The sequence below is a fragment of the Nocardia sp. NPDC058519 genome, from assembly GCF_042719755.1.
Classification (GTDB): domain Bacteria; phylum Actinomycetota; class Actinomycetes; order Mycobacteriales; family Mycobacteriaceae; genus Nocardia.
This window is the reverse complement of record NZ_JBHXNK010000011.1, coordinates 77,853-102,520: the sequence shown is the minus strand read 5'-3', so window position 1 is coordinate 102,520 and position 24,668 is coordinate 77,853. Positions and strand designations below refer to the sequence as shown.

The 24,668-nt window shown below is 70.6% G+C and carries 3 protein-coding genes; all 3 read right to left on the bottom strand.

All coding sequences use genetic code 11. From position 1 onward, the window contains the following. Positions 1–64: 64 nt before the first annotated feature. Genes ACFWPK_RS15165 through ACFWPK_RS15155 form a run of 3 tightly spaced genes read right to left on the bottom strand, consistent with a single transcriptional unit; the run spans position 65 to position 24,561 of the window. Positions 65–17,035 carry an amino acid adenylation domain-containing protein gene (locus ACFWPK_RS15165; RefSeq protein ID WP_378915791.1) on the bottom strand — a complete coding sequence of 5,657 codons (16,971 nt, stop codon included), beginning with the start codon at positions 17,033–17,035 and terminating at the stop codon, positions 65–67. Then, positions 16,981–17,106, bottom strand: coding sequence for a hypothetical protein (locus tag ACFWPK_RS15160; RefSeq protein WP_378915915.1), 126 nt, complete (start codon positions 17,104–17,106; stop codon positions 16,981–16,983). The genes ACFWPK_RS15165 and ACFWPK_RS15160 overlap by 55 nt, the downstream gene beginning before the upstream one ends. Beyond that, positions 17,107–24,561, bottom strand: a complete 7,455-nt coding sequence (locus ACFWPK_RS15155; protein WP_378915788.1) for an amino acid adenylation domain-containing protein — start codon at positions 24,559–24,561, stop codon at positions 17,107–17,109. It abuts the gene before it with no gap. Positions 24,562–24,668 lie beyond the last annotated feature (107 nt).

The window sequence follows — 24,668 nt, the reverse complement described above, 5'->3', positions numbered from 1 at the left end:
ATGCCTCACCGGCACCGCTGATGTCATCGCGCCCCTGCGCAATGTGATTGCGCCCGGGTTGATGTCACCGCGCTCCGGCCGCACGATCACCGGCATCGAGCAACTCCGCCAGCCGTGGCCCGATCTCGGCCAGCGCCTGTGGCGAGGTCATCTGATCATGCACCACCGCGACCGGCCGATCACGCACCGCGCCGTCGACATACGGTGCCCAATTCGCCGCCGCCGCCTCGTGTCCGAGCGCGCTGAAGTACTCGAGCCTGCCGCGGAACACCGCGGGCCGGTGCTCGGCGATCAACTCGGCCGAGCGCACCGCGCTGCGATAGATCCGGCGCACCCGCTCCGGAGTGAGCACGGCCATGTTGGCCGGGATGATCGCGTGCAGCGCGGCCAGTGCGTCCTCGCTGAGTTCGCGCACGCCCGCGGCGGGCAGCGCCGCGCTGATGTCGACACCGAGTTCGGCGAGCGCGTCGCGGACCGCGGTGTGGAAATCGGGGACGTCGATATCGGGGTGGGAATCCAGCATCGCCAGCAGCGACACCTGCTCCCCCGCCGCCTGGAGTTCGGTGGCGACGGCGTGGGCGAGCACACCGCCCAGCGACCAGCCCATCAGCCGGTACGGCCCGTGCGGTTGCTGGGTCCTGATCTCGGCGGCGTAGCGGCGCGCCATCTCGGCGAGCGTGCCCGGCAGATAGCCCGCCTCGCTCAGCGCGGGCGACTGTAGGCCGAAGATCGGCCGCCGTGCCGGAATGTACTGCGCCAGCCCGGCATAGCACCAGGACAGCCCGTACATCGGGTGGATGCAGAACAGCGCGCCGCCCGCCTCGGTGCCGTGCGGCACCCGGTTGCGGATGGCCAGCAGGACACCGAGGGCGTCGTCGGATTCGAGGTCGGCGGTGAGGTCGGGGTCGCCGCCCGCCGACTGGGTGGCGTCGATCCGGGCGGCCAGCGCGGCGACGGTGGCGTCGGTGAAGAACCACTGCACCCGCACCTCGGCGCCCACCCTGGTGCGCAACCGGCTGATCGCCTTGGTGGCGACCAGGGAGTTTCCACCGAGTTCGAAGAAGTCGTCGTCGAGGCCGACCTTGCCCGCGCCGAGCACCTCCGCGTAGACCTCGGCGACGGCACGCTGCAACGGCGTGGTCGGCGGGCGGTAGGCGCGGGTGGTGAAGGCGGGCACGGGCAGGGCCTTGCGGTCGAGCTTGCCGCTGGCATTGAGCGGCAGGGCCTTCAGAGTCACCAGGCTCGCCGGAACCATGTACGACGGCAGAGCCGCCCTGGCGTGGGCGAGCAATGCCGATTGATCGAAACCGGCTGTGGTGGCGCCGCTTTCGATCGAGTAGCCCTCGGGGCGAGCCGCCGCGCGAGCTTCCTCGACCGGCACCTCGGCAGGCACCACGTAGCCGACCAGGCGATCACCCGTCGGGCCGTGCACCAGCGCGACCGCGGCGTGCCGGACACTGTGGTGGTCGCGCAGGACGGCCTCGACTTCACCGAGTTCGATGCGCTGACCGCGCAGTTTCACCTGGAAGTCACTGCGGCCCAGGTATTCCAGGCTCTCGTCGGCGGTCCAGCGCACGACGTCGCCGGTGCGATAGAGCCTGCCGCCGCCGGGATGGGCGACGAAGCGTTCGGCGGTGAGCGTGGGAGCACCGAGGTAGCCACGGGCCAGCTGCACACCTTCCAGGTACAACTCCCCCGCGGTGCCGGGTGGGACCGGTCGCAGCTGACGATCCAGCACATGGACGCGCGTATTGGCGACCGGTACGCCGATCGGAATGCCAACGGCGGGACCGGCTTCGACCTGCGCCGCGGTGACCACGGTGGCTTCGGCGGGCCCGTACCAGTTGACCAGCGTCGCCGCGGGCAGCACCTGAGCGAACCGGCGGGCGGTCGAGGACGACAGCGCCTCGCCCGCCGCGAATACCCGCCGCAGCGAGGGGAATTCGCCGCTGTTGCGATCGGCGAGGAAGGCGTCGAGCATCGCAGGCACGAAATGCACGGTGGTGACGGCGCGTTCGGTGATCACCTCTGCCAGGTAGGCCGGGTCACGGTGACCGTCGGGGGCGGCGATCACCACGGTGGCGCCGGTATGCAACGGCCACAACAACTCCCAGGTGGAGATGTCGAAGGTGACCGGGGTCTTGTGCAGGACCACGTCGCCGGGGCCGTGCGGGTAGGTGCGCTGCGCCCAGCGGAACTGGTTGACCAGCTGCCGGTGGGTCAGCATCACGCCCTTGGGCGTTCCGGTGGACCCGGACGTGTGGATGACGTAGGCGAGATTGTCCGCCGTCGGCAGCTCGAGCTCCGCCACTGCACCACTGACAGCGTCGATTTCGATGACCGGCAGGCCAGAGGTCGTCGTGAATCCGGCGGTGGCGAGCACACAGATCGGGGCGGCCGCGGCCAGCACGCGCTCGGTCCGTTCGGCCGGATGGTCCGGGTCGACCGGCACGTAGGCCGCCCCGGTCCGCAGCACCGCGTAGATCGCGGTCACCAGGTCGATACCGCGCCGCATGGCGACCGCGACGAGCGTCTCCGGCCCTGCGCCACGTGCACGGAGGGCGCCGGCGAGTTCGCGTGCGCGCTCGTCGAATTCCGCGTAGGTGTAGGTGGTTTCACCGTCGATCAGCGCGGTGGCGTGCGGTGTGCGCTTGACCTGCGCGTCGAACAAGGACAGCAGAGTTGCCTCGTCGAGCAGTTCGGGCGCGTCGGTGGCATTGACCGTCGCCAGGGTCGCGCGCTCCTCCGCGAGCAGCACATCGATCTCGGCGATCCTGGCCTGCGGGCTGGCGGTGAATCTCGCCAGCAACATCGAAAAGCGTTGAGCCATGGCGTGTGCGGTGTCCTCGCCGAACACATCGCGCAGGTACTTCACCGATACCCGGAGCTGGCCGTCGGCGACAACCTGCACGGTCAGCGGGTAGTGGGTGCCGTTGGCGGCGTCCATCCCGGTGACGGCGGCCGACCCGGACGCGGCCTGCGCGAGCCCTTCGCGGTCGACCGGGAACGACTCGAAGACGACGAGCGAATCGAACAGTGCGTCGATGCCTGCGATCTCCTGGATCTCACCGAGACCCAGGTAGTGGTGGTCGAGCAGCGCGGCCTGATCGTCTTGCAGTCTGCGCAGCAACTCGGCGACGGTATCGCCGGGATGCAACCGCACCCGGACGGGAATCGCGTTGAGGAACAGCCCGACCATCCGCTCCACACCGTCGAGCTCGGCCGGCCTGCCCGAGACGGTGGCGCCGAACACCACGTCGTCGCGATCGACCAACCGTGCGATGAGCAGACCCCATGCCGCCTGGACCACGGTGTTCACCGTGACACCGAGGCTCGCGGCGAGCTCGCTCAGCGCGGTGGTGTCGGCCTGTGAGAGGGCGAAGCCGGTTTCACCTGTGCCCGTGGCGATCTCGCGGCCCTGATCGACGGGCGCGAGCGGTGTGGGCTCGGCCAGGCCGGTGAGCGCGGTGCGCCATGCCGTCCTGGCGGCTTCGAGATCCTGATCGACGAGCCAGGCCAGGTAGTCGCGGTAGGGCGCGACCTTCGACAGGCGCCTGCTCCGACCGCCTACCACGTACGCGGTGAGCAGTTCCTGCAGCAGCAGTGGTGTCGACCAGCCGTCGATCAGGATGTGGTGGCTGGTGACCAGCAGATGGGCGGTCCCGGCGGTGCGTACCAAGGTGAACCGCAGCAGCGGCGCGGCGGCCATATCGAAGTGCGCGGCCAGGTCGGCGGCGCGAATTCGCTGGTAGGCGGCGTCGTCGGCGTCGATCACCCGCCACGGCACGTCGATATCGTCGAGCACCACCTGGAGCGGGGTGCCCGCGGCGTCGGTGGCGAACGCGACGCGCAGGTTGTCGTGCCGGTCGAGCACGGCCTGCGCCGCCTCGTGCAGCCGCTCGGCGTCAACGGACAGGTCGAGGTCGAGAACGAACTGGGTGATGTAGGGGTCGACCGAGTTCTCCGCGAGCAGCGCGTGGAACAGCATCCCCGACTGCAGCGGGGTTACCGGCCACACGTCACTGAGCAGCGGGTAGCGGCGGGCCAGTCGCGTCAGTTCGGTCTGGCCCAGCCGCACCAGCGGGAAGTCCGAGGGCGTGAATCCACCCGCGCCGGGCCGCAATCCGTGTTCGGCGAGGCCACCGAGCGCGCGGATCCAGTGTTCGGCAAAGGCTTTGACCGCGTCCGCGGTGAGTACGGCGGTGGCGAAGTCGAATCGGGCGACCAGCCCGTCGTCGGTGGCGTCGACGGTGAGCACCAGCGCCAGGTCGTCGGCGGCGACATCGGTGTGCACACGCGCCGGGCGCAGGTCGCGCAGGCGCACCGCGAATCGGCCGCGGTCCAGCGCGCGTACACCGTCGGAGGTCTCGGCGTCGAGGTAGCGGAGCAGGCCGAAACCGGCGCCGTGGGCGGGAACCGCGCGGCGCAGTTCCTTGATCTGGGCCAAGGCCGTCCCCGCGGCGGGACCGCCGACGAGCGCGTCGGCGACATCGACCCCATCCAGGCGCAGTGCCAGCGGATAGTCGGTGGTGAACCCGCCGACCACATTCTCGGCGTCGGCCCGGCCGAGCAGGCGCTGGTCGGCGCGTAGCCGCACCACCGTGCCGATCACCCGCGCCACGGCGGTGTCGGCCGCGGTGTGCAGGGCCAGCGCGGCGGCGGTGAGCAGCACCTCGTCGACGGTGGCGCGGTAGGCGTCGGCGACCGTGCGCACCGCGGTGGTGCCCTCACCGGTGATGCTCAGCGAGACCCTGTTGCGCTGGTGCAGATCGGCGGATTCGCCTGCCCTGGAACGGATCGCGCGGTGCCAGTATTCACGTTCGACGCGCGCCGCGGCCGTGGACGGATATTCGGCGAGCCGCCGGACCAGGTCGCCGAGTCCGGCATCGGGGGCGGCGGGTGCGGCGTGGCGGCCGCGGCTCCATGCCGAGGTCAGCTGGTCGACCACCGCGCGCCACGAACTCTCGTCGAGGACAAGGGCATTCGCGACGACGACCAGGGTGGCCGAGCTACCGGCGTCGCCGGTGAGCACGAAGTGGATATTGCGGCCCTCGTCCGGGTCGAGCGCGGCGGCGGCCGCGGCGACGATGTCGTCGACGGGCAGCGAGGACTCACCGTCTTCGGAGTCGAGCCTGCGGAAGGCGTCGCCGGTGCGTTCGTCGGCCGGCGGGATGCGCAGCACCGGTGTGTCGCCGGTGCGGTCGAGCAGCGCCCACAGCATCGGATGCTGGTTCATCACCGCGGCCGCGGCGGCCGCGACGGCCGCGTCCGGGCACTCGGCCGGTACCTCGAGCACCACCGCGCGGGGTTCGACCGCGGTCTCCCCCGCTTCGGTGAGCTGAGCGGCGGTCGCGGTGAGCGGGAGCGAGGCGGACGGGGCGCTCGGTTCGACGGTGATTTCGGCGCGTCCGGCGAGCGCGGCGACGGTGCGCGCTTCGAACAGGTCACGCGGTCGCAGCGTGACTCCGGCCGACGCGGCCCGCGACACCACTTGGATGGCGGTGATGCTGTCGCCGCCGAGGGCGAAGAAGTCGTCGTCCAGGCCGACCCGGTCATGGCCGAGGACATCGGCGATCACCCGCGCGACGGCCTTTTCGGCGGCGGTGCGAGGCGCGCGGTGTTCGCTGCGAACGGCGCCCGGGTCCGGGAGTGCGCGCCGGTCCAGCTTGCCGACGGCAGTCAGCGGGATTTCGTCGAGGACGATGATCGCGGCGGGGACCATGTAGTCGGGCAACACCTGTGCGGCGAGCGCGGTGAGCTCGGCGGTGTCGAGGTGTTGGCCGTGATCGGCCAGGACGTAGGAGACGAGCATGGTCGAACCGGTGCCGTTGTCGCGGCCGAGCGTGGTGACCCAGGCGACGCCGGGCGCGGCGGCCAGCACTGCGTCGATCTCGCCGAGTTCGATGCGCAGGCCACGGATCTTGACCTGGAAGTCGTTGCGGCCCACGAACTCCAAGACATCGCCGCACCGGCGGACCAGGTCGCCGGTGCGGTAGAGGCGTGCACCGGCGGTGCTGCCCGTTTTCCCAGCGGTGACCGGTGCAGATTCGGCCTCGAGGGTGCCGGTAGGTGCGGGGGCGCCAGGCTGATCGGCGAAGGGGTCGGCGATGAAGCGCGACGCCGTCAGGGCGGGGCGTCGGTGGTAGCCGCGGGCGAGCTGGATACCACCGAGGTAGAGCTCACCGGTGACGCCTTCGGGGACCGGGCGCAGGCGTTCGTCGAGGATCAGGGTGCGGATGCCGCGGATCGGGCCGCCCATGTTCACGGCGTCGCCTGGGTGCAGTACGTCGCTGATGGTGGTCATGATGGTGGTTTCGGTGGGGCCGTAGCCGACGTGGAGGTGCCGCTGCGGCAGCGTGTTCCAGCGTGCGACGAGCTCGGCAGGCACAATCTCGCCGCCGACGGCGACTGCGCGCAGCCCCGGCACGCCGTCGGGATCGAGGGTGGCCAGGACCGCGGGGGTGAGGAAGGTGTGGGTGACACCTTCGGTGCGGATCAGTTCGGCGAGTTCGGTGCCGCCGACGGAACCGGCGGGGGCTACCACGAGGGTGCCCGCGCCACCGATGGCGAGCATCAGATCCAGCATCGACGCATCGAATGATGGTGAGGCGAAAGCCAGTGCGCGCGTGGTGGAATCGAGGCCGAAGCGCTGCTTCTGCTCGGCGCAGTAGTTGGCGAGTCCGGCGTGGGTGACGACAACACCCTTGGGCAGGCCGGTCGAGCCGGAGGTGTAGACCATGTAGGCGGCGTTGCCGGTGCGCGGCGGCGCCAGCAGTTCGATTTCGCGCAGGCCGACGGTCGCGCAGGCGGCGATCTCGGCGGTGAACGCCCGATCGTCGAGCGCGACCCAGCCGCCGTCGCCGGGCAGCGCGGGCAATCCGGCGAGTTCGGCGACGAGGGTGATGCCGAAGGCAGCCCCCGAGTCGGTGACCATGTGGCTGATCCGCTCGGCGGGGTAGCCGGGGTCGATCGGCACGATCACCGCGCCGGTGCGCGCGATCGCCCACACCGCGAGCACCGATTCGACCGAGCGCCGAATCGCTACGGCGACAGCGACTTCCGGGCCGGCGCCACGAGCGATGAGACCGCGGGCCAGCTGGTTGGCGGCGGCGTCGAGTTCGGTGTAGGCGAATCCGCGACCGTCACCCCGCAGGGCGATGCCGGTCGGATTGGCGCGCACCGCGTCGTCCATCAACTGCGCGAGCGTGCGTTCCGGCTCGGCCGCCGGGCCCGCGAACGTGGTTTGCGCGAGGAACTCGGCCGGGTCGAGCAGGTCGATATCGCCGACGGCGAGGTCGGGGTCGGCGGCCACGGCGGCGAGCAGACGGACGAAGCGCTGACCGAAGCCGCGCACGGTCGTCGCGTCGAACAAGTCTGTCGCGTAGCCGAATTCGGCGTGCATGCCACCGTTGTCCTGCTGCTCACGCACGGTGAGCAACAGGTCGAACTTGGCCTCGGCGGTGCGGGCGTCCAGCGCGCCCACCGTGATCCCCGGCAGTTCGAAGGCGACCGGGGCGAGGTTCTCGAACGACAGGGCTACCTGGAACAGCGGATGCCTGCCCGCCGACCTGGCGGGCTGGATCGCGTCGACCACCCGCTCGAACGGGACGTCGGCGTGGGCGAAGGCGCGCAGATCGGTGTCGCGGGTCTGCGTGAGCAGTGCGGTGAACGGCTCGCTCTCGGTGATCCGGCTGCGCAGCACCAGGGTGTTGACGAACATGCCGACCAGATCGTCGAGCTCACGGGCACCACGGCCTGCGATCGGGGTGCCGATGGCGACGTCGTCGGTGCCACTGAGCCTGGCGAGCAGCACCGCGAGCGCGGCCTGCACGACCATGAACACCGTGACACCCTGCGCGCGGGCCAGCCCGGCGAGTTGGGCGTGCAGTGCGGCGTCGATCTCGAAGGTGCTGGTGGCACCGGCGAAGGACTGCACCGCCTGGCGTGGACGGTCGGCGGGCAGCGCGATTTCCTCGGGCAGCCCGGCGAGCTCGTCGTGCCAATAGGCCAGCTGTGCGGCGGCCGTGGAAGTGGGATCGGATTCGTCACCGAGTGAGTCCCGTTGCCACACCGCGTAATCGGCGTACTGCAGCGGCAGCGGCGACCAAGCCGGCGACGCGCCTGCCGTGCGCGCGGTGTAGGCGAGGACGAGGTCGCGGGTGAGCGGCCCCATGGAGAATCCGTCGGCGCTGATGTGGTGGGCGACGAAGACCAGGACGTGGTCGTCGGCGCCGAGGCGCAGCAGTCGCAGCCGGACCGGGGGCTCGGCGGTGACGTCGAATCCGGTGGCGACGGTTCGGCGCACCTCGTCGGCGAGGTCGTCGGGGGCGAGCTCGACCGGTGTCAGGTCGACGCGCACCGCATCGGGCGCGAGCACATCCTGGACCGGCACATCCCCACGCGCCGGATAGCGGGTGCGCAGTACCTCGTGCCGGGCGAACAGGTCGGCCACGGCGAGACCGAGGGCAGTCAGGTCGAGGGCGCCGGTGAGGCGGATCGCGGCCGGGATGTTGTAGACGGTGGCGTCGGGATCGAGCCGGTTGAGCAGCCACATCCGCTGCTGGGCCAGCGACAACGGCACCCGCTGCGGGCGCGGTCCGGCGAGCAGCCGCGGCGTGGTGGCTTCTTCCGACCGGTGCACACGCAGTGCGAGATCGGCCACCGTCGGCGCCTCGAACAGCAACCGGACGCCGACCGCGCGATCGAGCGACGCCCCGATCCGGGCCGCCGCCCTGGTGGCGAGCAGCGAGTTGCCGCCGAGGGCGAAGAAGTCGTCATCGGCGCCGACGGAGGCGACACCGAGGATCTCGCCGTAGACCTCCGCGACCAACTGTTCGGTGGGGGTCGCGGGGGCACGGAAGGTCGCGGCCTCGAATACCGGCGCGGGCAACGCCTTTCGATCCAGCTTGCCGTTGATCGTGTACGGCAGCTCGTCGAGGACGACGAACGCATCGGGCACCAGATACGTCGGCAGCTTGTCCCGCAGCGCGGACTTCAGCTGTGCGACATCGAGATCCGCGCCGACCACGTAGGCGACCAGCCGATCACCGAAGTGGGCGTCGGTGCGGGCCAGCACCGCGGTCTGCGTCACCGCGGGCAGCCCGAGAAGAACAGCCTCCACCTCGCCCGGCTCGACCCGGAACCCACGGACCTTCACCTGGAAGTCACTGCGGCCCAGGTAGATCAGCTCGCCGCCGTCCGAGACGGTCGCGGGACCACCGGTGGTACGGGCGACGAGGTCGCCCGTGCGGTACATGCGCGCGCCGGGCTCGAAGGGGTCGGCGACGAAGCGTTCGGCGGTCAGGGCCGCCTTGCGCAGGTAGCCGCGAGCCAGCTGGACGCCGCCGAGGTAGAGCTCACCCCTGATACCGGGTGCGACGGGACGCAGGCGCTCGTCGAGGACGTAGACGCGGCTGTTCCATTCGGGGCCACCGATCGGAACGGTCAGCACATCGGCGGTGGTGACACGGTGGTCGGTGATCGAGACGGCGGCCTCGGTGGGGCCGTACAGGTTGTCGATCCTGGTGCCGGGCAACGCATTCAGCAGTCGCTGTGCCAGCGCGGCGGGCAGGGATTCGCCGATCGCGAGGATGCGGGTCAACGCGACGGCGCCACTGGCGGGCCCGGTGCCGTTCTCGTCGTGCGAGTACGACTCCCAGTAACCAGATAGTGCGTCGAGCAGGGACGGCACCGCGGTCAGAGTGGTCACGCCCGCGTCGGTGATGAGGGCGTCCAGGTAGGCCGGGTCGCGGTGGCCGTCGGGGGCGGCGATCACCAGGCGGCCACCGCAGACGGCGGCGGACCAGAATTCCCATACCGACAGGTCGAAGGTGGCGGGGGTCTTCAGCAGGAACACATCGGACGCGGTCGTGCCGAACTCACCGCGCAGCCATTGCAGCTGGTTGATCACCGCCGCGTGCGGCACCGCCACGCCCTTGGGTCGACCCGTGGAGCCGGAGGTGAAGATGACGTAGGCGGTGTTCTCCGGGTGCAGCGGCGCACGGCGGTCGGCGTCGGTGATCGGGCTGGGATCGGCGGAGACGATCACCGGGTGGTCGACCCGCACCACGGGCGCGGCGTCGGTGCGGAAACCGTTGGTGAGCACGCAGATCGGGGCGGCCGTGTGGAGGATGTAGTCGGTGCGATCGGCGGGCTGGTCGGGGTCGATGGGCACGTAGGCACCGCCGGACCTGGTCACCGCGTACATGGCGACCACGAGATCGATCGAACGCGGCAGGGCGAGCGCCACGAGTGACTCCGGACCGACCCCGATCGAGATCAGGTGGCGCGCGAGCTTGTTCACCCGCGAGTCGAACTCGGCGTAGGTGAGCTCGAGGCGACCCTCTGGCAGATCGGCGACGAGCGCGATGGCTTCGGGGCGGGCGACCATCGGCAGGTCGGCCAGGGTTCCACCGGGAACAGCGAGATCGGCCGCACCGCTGACAATTTCGGATGCCCGCTCAGCGGCGGTACGAAGGTCGACGTCGCCGACCACCACGGCGGGCTCGCGCACCACCGCGTCGAGCAGCAGCGTCAACCGGTCGGCGAAGGCCGTCACGGTCGCGGCGTCGAAGAGGTCGGTGGCGTAGGTGAAGAAGCCCTCGATGCCGGTGGGTGCGCCGTCGGCGTCGTAACCGTCGCCGACGATCAGGTGCAGATCGAATTGCGACACCGCGAGTTCCGCGGCGACCGGCGCGATCCGCAAGCCGGGTAGCTCCAGTTCGGCACGGTCCACGTTCTGGAAGGACAGACCCACCTGGAACAGCGGATGACGCGCGGTGGAGCGCGGCGGATCGAGCACCTCGACCAGCCGCTCGAACGGAATATCGGCGGCGGCGAACGCGGCGAGATCGCTCGCGCGCTGAGCGGCGAGCAGCTCGGCGAAGGTGGCGCCACCGTCGTAGCGGGTGCGCAGGACGACGGTGTTGACGAACATGCCGATCAGATCGTCGAGTTCGCGCTCACCACGCCCGGCGACGGGAGTACCCACCGCCACCTCGGCGGTACCGGAGAGCCGAGCCAGCAGCACGGCGAACGCGGTGTGCAACACCATGAATACGGTCGCGCCACACTCGCGCGCGATCCGGGCGAGCGCGGCATGGGTATCGGCATCGATGCGTACCGGCACCCGCCCACCCGCGAGTGAGGCGACAGCGGGCCGCGGGTAGTCGGCGGGCAGTTCCAGCAGATCCGGCAGGTCGGCGAGTTCGGAACGCCAGAACGAGAGCTGCTGGGCGGCAGCGGAATCCGGGTCGTCCTCCGCGCCGAGCCGGTCCAGCTGCCACAGCGCGTAATCGGCGTACTGCACCGGCAGCGGCGACCGATCGGGGGCGTGGCCCGCGGCGCGGGCGAGGTAGGCGGTGGTCACATCGCGCACGAGCGGCGACATCGAGGAGGCGTCGGCGGCGATGTGGTGCACCACCACGGCGAGCACGTACTCGGTGGGCGCGTCCGGCCCGCTTCCGGTGATGTCGAGCAACCGGACCCGCAGCGGGACCTCGGTCGTCACATCGAACGTGGTCGACGCGAGCGCGGTGACCTCGGCCATCAGCGCTGTCGCGTGATCCGCACCGATCCGGTGCACGGTGACGTCGAGGTCCACCTCGTCGACCGGCAGGATCCGCTGAATCGGGCCGTCGGCGGTGTCGGGGTAGATCGTGCGCAGGACCTCGTGGCGGGCGAGCACGTCGCGCAGGGCGGTGGTCAGGGCCGCGACATCGAGGGTGCCGGTCAGGCGTAGCGCGAAGGGGAGGTTGTAGGCGGCGGCTCCGTCGTCGGCGCCCTGGTCGAAGCGGTTGAGGAACCACATGCGGCGCTGGGCGGGCGAGAGGGGTAGCTCGTCGGGGCGGGGCAGGGTGCCGAGGCCGCTGGCCGGTTCCGCCACCGCGTCGAGGTCGAGGATCGCGGCGAGTCCCGCGACGGTGGGGGTTTCGAAGAGCGTGCGCACGGCGACGCGACCACCGGTGGCGGCACCGAGACGGGCGACCAGGCGGGTGGCGATCAGCGAGTTGCCGCCCAGCGCGAAGAAGTCGTCGTCCGCGCCGATGTCGTTGCGGCCGAGCACTTCCCCGAACAGATCCGCGACGAGCCGCTCCTGCGCGGTGCTCGGCGCGCGGAACGCCCGCGCGGTGAAGCTCGGCGCAGGCAGCGCCTTGCGGTCGAGTTTGCCGCTGGGGTTGAGCGGCAGCTCGCCGAGCACGGTGATCGACGCCGGAACCATATAGACCGGAAGGGTTTTCGAGGCGGCCGCCTGCAGCCGGTCCGGCTCGGCGGCGTGGCCGGGGGCGGGCACCACGTAGGCGACCAGCTGGTCGCCCAGCTCGGTCGAGACGACCAATGCCACTGCCTGGCTGACGGATTCGTGCGCCAGCAGCGCGGTCTCGATCTCGCCCAGCTCGATCCGCTGACCACGGAACTTCACCTGGAAGTCGATGCGCCCCAAGTAGTCGAGCCGGTGGGGCGCGTTCGAGGTGGGCCGACGCCACACCACCAGGTCGCCGGTGCGATACATGCGCGCGCCCATCGCGGGGCCGAATCCGGACCCCCTGGCCGACCCGCTGCCGAAAGCCGAGGCGAACGGGTCGGCGACGAATCGATCGGCGGTCAGGCCGGGTCGCGCGACGTAACCACGGGCGAGCTGATCACCCGCGAGATAGAGCTCACCGGCGATGCCAGGTGGCACCGGCCGCAGCCGCTCGTCGAGGACGTAGACGCGAGAGTTCCACTGCGGCAAGCCGATCGGCACCGAACGCTCGCCCGGTCGCGCGGGCCAGTAGGTCACCGAGACAGCGGCCTCGGTCGGGCCGTACAGGTTGTGCAACCTGGCCGAGCTGATCGCGGCCATGGCGTCGACGGTCTCGGCGGGGAGCGCCTCGCCGATGACGAAGATCTCGCGCAGCGACTCCAGGTCGGCGTGGCTCCCGGACCCGGCGTCCGCCGCTGCCTGCGCGGCGAACATCGTGAGCATCGACGGGACGAAGTCGGTGACGGTGACCTTGTGTTCGCCGATCAGATCGATCAGGTAGGCGGGGTCGCGGTGGCCGTCGGGCGTGGCGAGCACCAGTTTCGCGCCGACGCGCAGCGGCATGAAGTAGCCCCACAGCGATACGTCGAAGGTGGTCGCGGTCTTCTGCAGGTACACATCACCCAGCGCGAGTGGGTATTTCGCCAGCATCCACACCAGCTGGTTGTGGATGGCGGCATGCGAGACCGCGACGCCCTTGGGCTTGCCGGTGGAACCCGAGGTGAAGATGACGTAGGCCGGGTGGTCGGGGTGCAGCGGAGCGCGCAATTCCGACGCGAGCACCGGATCACCCGGTACGCCCGTGAAATCGAGTTCGTCGAGCAACAGCAACGGGGTGCCGGGTGCGACGGCGATGGCGTCGGCGCGGGTGCTCAGTACGCAGGCGGGCTGGGCGGTGTCGAGGATGTAGGCGATGCGCTCGGCCGGATGGTCGGGATCCAGCGGCACGTAGGCGCCACCGGCGGTGAGCACCGCGTACATGCCGATCACCAATTCCGGTGAACGCCGGATAGCCAGGCCGACAAGGCTTTCCGGGCCGACGCCCTGCTCGATCAGCAGCCGGGCGAGGGCATTCACGCGTGCGTCGAACTGCCGGTAGGTCAGCTCCGTGTCCGCGTAGACCAGTGCGGTGGCGTCCGGATGCATCTGCACCGCACGGCGATACGCGTCGAGCATCGGTTCCGGCGGCACCGGATGAGCGGTCTCGTTCCAGTTCACCAGGGTCTGCTCGCGCTCGACGTCGGTGAGCAGGTCGATCTCGGCGATCGCGAGATCGGCGTCGGTGGCGACCGCATCGAGCAGGCGGGTGAACCGGGCGGCCAGGGTTTCGATGGTGTCGGCATCGAACAGATCGGTGGCGTAGTTGAACGACGCGGCCATCGGCTCGGCCGGATCGGCGCCGGGCACGATCGTGAGCTGCAAGTCGAAACGTGCCACCGCACCACCGAATTCGACGGCGGTGGCGTCCAGGCCGGGTAGGCGCAGGTTCGGCAGGTCAAGGTTCTGGAAGAACAGGGCAACCTGGAACAGCGGGTGATGGGCCTGCGAGCGAACCGGATCGAGCAGTTCGACCAGGCGCTCGAACGGCAGGTCCGCGTGGGCGAAGGCGGCGAGGTCGGCGCGTTTGGTCGCGCGCAGCAGTTCGGCGAAGCTCGCGCGCGGGTCGAGGCGTGAACGCAGGACCAGCGTGTTGACGAACATGCCGATCAGGTCGTCGAGTTCACGGGCACCGCGCCCGGCCACCGGGGTACCGATGGCGATGTCGTCGGTGTGCGCGACGCGACCGAGCAGCACCGCGAAAGCCGCGTGCACGACCATGAATTCGGAGGTGCCGCTGCGCTGGGCGAGTGTGGCGAGCGCGGTGTGCACCGGCGCCGGGATCTGGAAGCCGAATTCGGCGCCGCGGCCGGTGAATACGGGCGGGCGCGGGCGATCGGTGGGCAGGTCGAGCCGGTCGGGCAGACCCGCGAGCGCGCCACGCCAGTGCGAAATCTGAGCGGTGGCAACCGAATCGGGGTCGGCTTCGGAACCGAGCAGTTCGCGATGCCACAGCGTGTAATCGGCGTACTGCACCGGCAGCGGCTGCCACCTGGGCCGCGAACGGTTGCGACGAGCGAGGTAGGCACCGAGCAGATCACGCAGCAGCGGTGCGACCGAGGCACCGTCGGCGGTGATGTGGTGCAGGGCCACGGCGAGCACATGATCCTGCGGCCCGAGCTCGGCCAGCGCCACCCGGAACGGCACACCGGCGGCGACATCGAACCCCGTACCGGCGAATTCGGCCAGCCACAGCGGTAATTCGTCCTCGGTGAGCGAGTCGACCAGCACATCGGGGACAGCTTCGGCCATCGGGAGGACGACCTGGTGGCCGACACCGTCGACCACGGCGCCGTCATCGGCGGAGCGCGCACCACGCTCGTCGGCGGTGTAGACCGGGTACCACGTGCGCAGGGATTCGTGCCGGCTCACCAGGTCCGACAGCGCCGCGTGCAGTGCGCGCGGGTCGAACGGTCCGGACAGGCGCAGCGCGAACGGGATCGTCTCGGCCGTGGAACCCGGATCGAATTGGTTGAGGAACCACATCCGCTGTTGCGCGGGCGAGAGCGGGATCAGCTCGGGACGCCCACGAGGCGTCAGCGGCGCGTGCCCGCCCGCACCCTTCAGCGGCTCGAGCAGCACAGCGAGTCCCGCGACGGTGGGACTTTCGAAGACATGCCCCGCGGGCACCCGCGCCGAGAGCTCCGCACCGAGGCGCGCCGCTGCCCGGGTGGCGAGCAGTGAATTGCCGCCGAGGGCGAAGAAGTCGTCATCGGCGCCCACCGGGTTCTCCGGCGCGAGCAATTCGGTGAAGATGTGCGCCACGAGCTCTTCCATCGCCCCGGAGGGCGCACGGAATTCCTCGGCACGCAGGGTCGGTGCGGGCAGCGCGGCCCGGTCGAGTTTGCCGACCGGAGTCAGGGGAATGGTGTCGAGCACGGTCAGCGCGGTCGGCACCATGTGCGCGGGCAGACCGACCTTGGCGTGCTCGAACAGCTGGTCGGTGTCGATTCGCGCGCCGGGTGCGGCGTGCACGTACGCGGCGAGAATCGTTGTGCCGTTGTCGAGTTCGTGCCCGACGGTCACCGCGAAGTCGACGGTGTGGTGCTCGGTCAGCACGGTGTCGATCTCACCGAGCTCGATCCGGAAACCGCGCACCTTCACCTGGAAGTCGTTGCGCCCCACGAACTCGATCGCACCGTCCACCCGGCGGCGTACCAGGTCGCCGGTGCGGTACATCCGCCCATCGCCCCCGGCGAAGGGATCGACCACGAAGCGCGAGGCGGTCAAACCAGGCTGACGGTGATAGCCACGCGCCAGCCCGTTGCCGGCGATGTACAGCTCGCCGATCATCCCGTCGGGCACCCGGACCAGGCGCTCGTCGAGCACGTACTCGGTCACCCCGCGCAGCGGCGCCCCGATGTTCATCGTGTCGCCGACCACCAGCGGCACGCTGATATTCGTCACGATGGTGGTCTCGGTCGGGCCGTAACAGTCGTGGAACCGGCGCGAATCCGTGGCCCAGCGCCGGATCAGGTCCGGCGGACACGCCTCGCCACCGGTGGTGACCACGGCCAGCGCGTCCAGCCCGGCCGGATCGAGCGAGGCCAGCGCGGCGGTGGTGATGAACATGTGCGTGACGGCCTCGCGGCGCAGTACCTCGGCCAGCTCGGCGCCGCCGAGAATGCCCGCGGGCACGAGCACCATCGTGGCCCCGGCACCCACCGCCATCAGCAGTTCGAGGACGGCCGCGTCGAACGAGGGCGAGGCGAAATGCAGGGTGCGCGAGGTCGGCTCGATCGCGTAGTGCGCGCGCTGCTCGGCGCAGTACCCGGCCAGCCCGGCGTGGGTCACCACCACGCCCTTGGGCAGGCCGGTGGAACCGGACGTGTACACCACGTAGGCGGGGTGCTGTAGCCGCAGCGGGCGCACCCGGTCGGCGAAGGTCACCGGATCACCGGGCTGATCGTCGGTGGCGCGACGCACGGCGTCGTCGTCGAGGCACAACCAATCGAGCGCGCCGGGCAACCGGTCCACCGCCGCACCGACCGCGACGCCGAGCACCGCACCGGAATCGCCGAGCATGTGGCTCACTCGCGCGGGCGGATAGTTCGGGTCGACCGGCAGGAACGCCGCGCCCGTCTTGGTCACGGCCCACATGGCCAGCACCGATTCCGGCGAACGCGGTATGCCGACGGCCACCACGTCCTCGGGACCGACACCGCGGGCGATCAGCAGCCGGGCCAGCCGGTTGGACCGTTCGTCGAGCTCGGCGTAGGTCCAGTGCACCGGCGCGGACACGCCGTCGTCCCACGACAGCGCGAGGCCACCGGGGTTGGATTCCACCGCCACGGACAGCAGTTGCGGCAGCGACTTCCCGCGCTGCCTGGCACGGGCGCCGGACGCCCGGTTTGCCCGGGTCACGACAGTTCCATCCGATCGTCGGAGTCGACTTGCCGTTGCCCGGTCATGCACACCTCGTACTGATATCGACGCGCACTGCCACGTTCGCGCACCGCGCGCGGACCAGCCAGTGTTCGTTCCACCTATCCATCCATCCCGACCACCGTGCGCCGCTCGCGCGGCTGCCCGGCGTTGCCGATCATCTCACTGAGCGCGACAATCCTCGCACCTGTCCCGTCGCCGGGTTCGGCGACGGCCACCGCGGCCTCGGTGAACACGTGACTCACCTCGTCCGCACCCCCCTGGTCTGCCCCCATCACCAGCGTCGCACCCGCGATCGCGGCCGCGACGATCTCGAGCACGCCCGCCACCGAATCCGGTCTGCCCGCCGCTCGCGTGCGTGATTCGAAATTGAGCCCGGTGCGCTCGGCGACCTGCTCGGCCGCGGTCGCCAGCTCGTCGTAGCTCAGCGTGCGGCCACCGCCGACGAAGGCCACGTCGTCACCGCGCAGGGCGCGGGTGCGGTGGGCGTAGCCGATCGGGCGCGGTGATTCCGCGGCCAGTTCGGCGCGCAACGCCGGGTCGGCGAGGTCGTACCAGTCCAGGCCGTCGGGTGCGTCGAGGATATCGATGGTCAGGCCGAGTTTCACCTCGAGGCTGCCCGGCAGGCCCGCGTCCATCGTCATCAATGGCACCACCGCGGCACCGGCCTTGAGCACCGCCCAGGTCGCGATCGCCGCGTCCACCCCGCGGTCGAGGCGGACCGCGACTCCGGTGCCGGGTCCGGCGCCGCGGGCGATGAGCGAGCGAGCCAATTGTGAGGAGCGGGCGTCGAATTCGGCGTACACGATCTCGGATTCACCCAGATCGAGGGCGGGCGCGTCCGGGTCCTCCTCCACCGCCGAGGCCAGTTCCTGCGCCAGCGCGGCACCGTTGGCCGACGGCGTCGGCGCATAGGCCGCGGCGGTCAGTTCGCGTTCGCGTTCCCTGGCGTCGCGCAGGTCGATATCGCCGACTCGCACCGCGGGATCGGCGACGACCGCGGTGACGATCTCGGTGAGCCCGCGTGCGAAAGCCGCGACCGTGTGCTCGTCGAAAAGGTCGGTGGCGTAGGTGAACACGACGCCGATCTCGTCGGGTTCACCGGTCGCGGACAGGCGCGGTTCCACATTGACCTGGAGGTCGAACTTGGCGGGCCGGGCCGCGAGGTCCATCGCCTCGATGGTGAGGCCGGGCAGGCGAAGCACGGGTGTCTCGTTGTTGTGGAACGAGAGCACCACCTGGAACAGCGGGTTGTGCGACACGGTGCCGGTCGGGGCCACTTCCTCGACGACGCGCTCGAACGGCAGGTCGGCGTTGGCGAACGCGGCGAGGCCGACTTCGCGGGCGGCGCTGACCAATTCGTCGAATCCGTGGCGCGGGTCGACTTCGGTGCGCAGGGTCAGGGTGTTGACGAACATGCCGACCAGGTCGTCGAGTTCGGGTTCGCCGCGGCCTGCGATCGGGGTGCCGATCGCGATATCGGTGCTGCCCGAGATCCGGGCGAGCAGCACGGCCAGTGCCGCGTGCACGACCATGAACAGCGACGCGTTGTGCCTGCGGGCGATCTCGGCGAGGCCGGCGTGCACGTCGGCGGGCAGGGTGGTGCTCACGTCGGCGCCGCGCAGCGAGGCGTGCGAGGGGCGCGGATGGTCGTGCGGGAGTTCGACCGTGCCGGACTGCCCGGACAGGGTGTGGCGCCAGAATCCCAGCTGCCTCGCGGCGGTGGAATTCTCATCCGATTCCGAACCGAGTACCTCGCGCTGCCACAGCGCGTAGTCGGCGTACTGCACGGGCAGTGGCGCCCAGGCGGGTGAGCGGCCTTCGACGCGGGCCCGGTAGGCGATCACCAGGTCACGGGCCAGCGGAGCGAGGGAGGCACCGTCGGCGATGATGTGCTGCACCACCACGGCGAGCACATATTCCTCCTCGGCGAGCGGGTCGTCGGCGGGGGACGTGAACAGCCCGGCGCGCAACGGAACTCGCTCGGCGACGTCGAATCCGCCTGCGAGCAGCCGGATTACCCGCTCGCGCGGATCGTCGCACTCCTCGAGCGCGAGGCCGTTCGGCAACACGGCACTGACGGGCAGAATCTCCTGGTACGGAACGGCGTCGGCGTCATCGGCCGGGAACCGGGTGCGCAGTGCCTCGTGCCGTTCGAGTACATCGGCGACGGCATAGCGCAGCGCCGAGGTGTCGAGCGCGCCGCGCAGCCGCAGGACCAGGGGGATGTTGTAGGCCGGTGAGTCGGGGTCGATGCGGTTGAGCAACCACATCCGCTGCTGCGCGGGCGAGAGCGGAATGACGCCACGATCCTGCGCCGGGATCAGCGGCGGTCGTGGCGCGGCCACCGAACCCGGGCGAACGCGGGCGGCGAGCGAGCCGACGGTCGGCGCCTCGAACAGGTCACGCACCACCAGATCGGTGCTGAGCGCGTGGTCGATGCGGGCGATGGCCCTCGTGGCCAGCAGCGAGTTGCCGCCGCGGTCGAAGAAGTTGTCGTCGAGGCCGATCTCTGGCACGCCGAGCAGGGTCGCGAACACCCCGGCCACGCTGAGTTCGATGGGAGTGGTCGGCGCGCGGAAGGTGGTGGCGGCGGTGAACTCCGGTGCGGGCAGTGCGGCCCGGTCGAGCTTGCCGTTGGTGGTCATCGGCAGTTCCGGTACCACCACGACCGCGTCGGGAACCATGTAGCCGGTGAGGAATTCGGCGACGGCGGCACGCACGTGCACCGGGTCGAGGGCGGTGGCCGAGTCCACGACGGGCTCGACTACACCGGTGGCCGCGACGACGTAGGCGATCAGGCGATCACCGGCGTGTTCGTCGGCACGAACGATGACCGCCGACTGCCCGACGCCGGGAACGCGGAGCAGGGCGGCCTCGATCTCGCCCGGTTCGATCCGGAAACCGCGCAATTGGACCTGCTGGTCGCCGCGGCCGCCGTATTCGAGGGTGGGGGTGCCACGGAACCCGATCCAGCGGCCGAGGTCGCCGGAGCGGTAGCGGCGGGCACCCGGCTCGCCGAACGGATCGGCGACGAAACGGGTGGCGGTGAGGCCCGGCTTGCCGAGGTAGCCGCGCGAGAGTTGGTTGCCCGCGATGTAGAGCTCACCCGCGACGCCGAAGGGCACCGGGCGCAGACGGTCATCGAGGACGACCACCGACAACCCGGGCAGCGCGCGGCCGATCAGGCTGCCGGGTAGTTCGGCGGCATAGTCACGCCGCGCTACGTCCGCATCCGCTCCCCCGCTGTGGCCGGAGTCGGCACCGGCTCCCGCCCGGTCGGCCACGAGTTCCGCGGTTCGCGAGGTCAGGACCTGGTGGGAGACATGGACGGTCGTCTCGGTGATGCCGTACATGTTGACGAGTTCCGGTGCGCCCGGGCCGTTTCCGTAGCGGTCGTACCAGCGGTTGAGCTTGCGGGGGTCTAAAGCCTCGCCACCGAAGACCACGTAGCGCAGCGGCAGCGGGGTGGCGCCCGCGGCTTGCGCGGCACGGTCGGCTTCGTCGAGCTGGGCGAAGGCGGTGGGGGTCTGGCTCAGCACCGTCACGTGTTCACGGGCCAGCAGTTCGCGGAATTCGATCGGCGACCGGGAGGTCAGGTGGTCGACGACGACGACCGACGAGCCGCCTGCCAGCGCGCACCACAGTTCCCAGACCGAGAAGTCGAAGGCGAAGGAGTGGAACACCGACCACACATCGTCGACGTCGAAGGTGAACAGCATCTGGGCGTTGGCGAACAGCTCGAGCACATTGCGATGGGTCACGCCGACGCCCTTGGGCAGGCCGGTGGAACCCGAGGTGTAGATGACGTACGCGAGGTGATCCGGGCGCAGCGGGGCGCGACGTTCGCCGGGATGCAGGGGCGCGTCGGTGTAGACGGGCTGCTCGTCGAGCAGCACCACGGGCAGGTCGGCCAGCGGTGTCAGCAGTTCGCGCTCGGCCGAGGTCGTCAGCAGCACAGCGGGTTTCGCGTCCGCGACGATGTAGCCGAGGCGCTGCGCGGGGTAGCCGGAGTCGATCGGCAGATAGCCCGCACCCGACAGGAGCACCGCGAGCAGCGCGACCGGCAGCTCCTCGGTGCGCGGAACAGCAACGGCCACCAGCGTTTCCGGGCCCGCGCCCTGCGCGATGAGCGCCCGGGCGAGCGCCGATGCCCGGCCGAGGAGGTCGGCGAAAGTGAGGGACCGCTCCCCCGCCCTGATCGCGATCGCCTCGGGCCGCTGATGCGCCTGAGCGGTGATCAGGTCGGCGAGAGTCACCTCGGGAACCGTGATGCCGGGCGAATGGCCCTCGCGCAGAACGAGTTCACGCTCACCGGGGGCGAGCACGTCGATATCGCCGACCGGCTTCGCCGGTTCGGCTACCACCGCGGCGAGGACCCGCGCCCAGCGGTCGGCGAAGTCGGCGACCGTGCCGCGGTCGAAGAGGTCTGTGGCATAGACGAAAGTGGCCGCCATGCCCTGCGGTGCGCCGTCGGCGCCGATGTGTTCGGCGAGTTCCACCTGCAGGTCGAACTTCGCCAGCGGCACCGTGAAGTCGGCGGCAGAGACGGCGAGGCCGGGCAGCGCGAGGTCGGTGCGGGCCAGGTTCTGGAAGGTCAGCATCACCTGGAACAGCGGGTGCCTCGCGGTCGAACGCACCGGCTCCAGCAGATCGACGAGCCGCTCGAACGGCACGTCGGCGTGCCCGAAGGCCGCGAGATCGCGCGATCTGACCTCGGTGAGCAACTCGGCGAAGTTCGCCGCCGGATTCACCTCGGTGCGCAGGACCAGCGTGTTGACGAACATGCCGATCAGCTCGTCGAGCGCCTGTTCGCCGCGACCGGCGACCGGGGTACCGATCGCGATGTCGCGGGTGCCGGAGAGCCGGGCCAGCAGCATGGCCAGCGCGGTGTGCACAACCATGAACAGCGTGGCGTTGTGCTCGCGGGCCAGCGCGGACAGACCGGCGTGCACCGAGGCGGGCACCTGAACGCTCAGCGACCCGCCTGTCCGGTTCGACACGGCGGGACGCGGGCGGTCGGTGGGCAGTTCGAGCTGTTCGGGCAGGCCGGACAGGGTCTTTCGCCAGAAGGCGACTTGCGCGGCGAGCAGCGAATCCGGGTCGTGCTCGGCGCCGAGCAGTTCGCGCTGCCACAGCGTGTAGTCGACGTACTGCACCGGCAGCGGCGGCCACTGCGGCGCGCCGCCCCCGCGCCGTTCGGCGTAGGCGGTGAGCAGATCCCTGGTCAGCGGCGCGAAGGAGAATCCGTCGGCGGCGATGTGGTGCACCACGCAGACGACGACGTGCTCGTTGTCCGAGATGGCCAGCACCCGCACCCGCACCGGCGGACCGGCGGTGACGTCGAAGCCGGTCAGCGCCGCGGCTCCGATCGCCTCGGTGAGCCCGTCCTCGGCCACCTCGATGACCTCGAACTCGGGCACCGCGGCAGGGTCGCCCGCCGCCAGCACCAGCTGGTGACCTTCGCCGTCGAGCACCCCGCCGAACCCATCGGAACCGACGCCGTCGGACACCGGGTAGACCGTGCGGAGCACTTCGTGGCGCGCGATCAGGTCGGCGATCGCGGCGCGCAGGGCGGGCAGGTCGAGGCGGCCGGAGAGCCGGACCGCGACCGGGATGTTGTCCACTGCCGACGCGGGATCGAAGCGGTTGAGGAACCACATCCGCTGCTGGGCATACGACAGCGGCACCAGCTCGGGGCGCGGACGCGAGGTGAGCGGGAGCGCGTGCGCCGTAAGCCGTTGCTGCTCGGCCCGATTGGCGAGTGCGGCGACGGTCGGCGCCTCGAAGACCGCCTGCACCGGCACCCGCACGTCCAGCGCGGCACCGATGCGGGCGACAGCCTGAGCGGCGAGCAGCGAGTCGCCACCCAGTTCGAAGAAGTCGTCGTCGGCGCCGACCCGGCCCGCGCCGTCACGCAGCAACAGCGCGGCGAACACATCGGCCACCACCTGTTCGGCAGGGGTGGCGGGCGCGCGGAAGCCGCGCGCGGTGAACACCGGCGTCGGCAGCGCGGCGCGATCGAGCTTGCCGACCGAGGTGAGCGGCAGCGCGTCGAGGACCATGATGACCGACGGAATCATGTACGCGGGCAGCGATTCCGCGAGGAATTCCGCCAGCGCCCCGGTGTCGACCGTACGGCCGGCGCGCGGCAGCACATAGGCGACCAGCGCCGTCGCGCCCGATGGCATCGTCTTGCCCAGCGTCACCGCGTAATCGAGGTCGGTGTGGGCGGTGAGGGCGTTGTCGATCTCGCCGAGCTCGATCCGGAAACCGCGCACCTTCACCTGGAAGTCGGTGCGGCCCAGGTATTCCAGCGTGCCGTCGTGTTCGAATCGGCGCACCAGGTCGCCGGTGCGATACAGCCTGCCCGGCCCGAACGGCGAGGCGACGAAACGTTCCGAAGTGAGCCCCGGCCTGCCCAGATACCCCTGCGCGAGCGCGGGGCCGGACAGGTACAGCTCGCCGACCACCCCGGCGGGCACCGGCCGCAACCGCGCGTCGAGCACGTACAGGCCCATGCCGGGCACCGCGGTGCCGATGGTGATCGGCGCGTGCGCCCGCAGCGCCGTGGTGCTGGTGGCGAGGATCGTGGCCTCGGTGGGCCCGTACCCGTTGTAGAACGCACGCCCGCCGGTTGCCCAGCGGCCGACCAGCTCCGGACCGAACCGATCGCCCGCGACGATCACGGTGCCCAGATCCGGCAGCCCGGCGGGGTCGACGGACTCGAGCGCGCCAGGGGTGATCAGCAGGTGGGTGATGCGTTCGCGGCGGAGCAGGTCCGACAGTTCGAAACCGCCGAACACCCGTGGCGGCGAGATCACCAGCGTCGCACCTACACCGAACGGCAGCAGCAGCTCGAGTACCGACACATCGAAGTTCGGCGAGCAAACATGCAGCACGCGCGAATCGAGCTCGACGCCATAGTGTTCGCGCTCGGCGGCGACCAGCGTGGCCAGCCCGGTATGGGTGACCACGACACCCTTGGGCTTGCCGGTGGAGCCGGAGGTGTAGATGACGTAGGCGGGATGACATTCGTCGATCGGGCGGACCCGATCGGCGTAGCTCACCGCATGCCCGGGGCGCACGGCGATGCGTTCGGCGACCACGGGGTCATCGAGTTCGATCCAGTACGCGGTGGTGCCGAGGCAGGCGCGATGGGCCGCGGTGGTCAGGCCGATGGTCGCGCCGGAGTCGGCGACGATGTGGGCGATCCGGTCGGCCGGATAGGCCGGGTCGACCGGCACGTACGCGGCGCCGGTCTTGGCGATGGCCCACACCGCGAGCACGGATTCGATCGAGCGGGCGATGGCGATCGCGACGACGTCGCCCGCACCCATGCCACGGTCGATGAGTTCACGTGCCAGGCGCGAGGATTGCTCGTCGAGCTCGCGATAAGTGAGGTGTTGTTCCGCGCCGGGCATCCCGGTCGGGTTGTAGCGCAGCGCGATCGAATCGGCCGCGGACTCGACGGCGGCCGTGAGCAGCTGACCGAACAACGGTGCGCCGGTAGCACGTCGGCGGCCGGCACGGCCCGTGCGGCGGGGGGTTTCCACAGACCAATACACCTCTCGCGTCCGGCGGCCGAGTCGGACACAGCATAGCCACACCTACATAGCCATTGCCGACCGTCGCCGAGGTGTGCGCCACGACACACCAACTC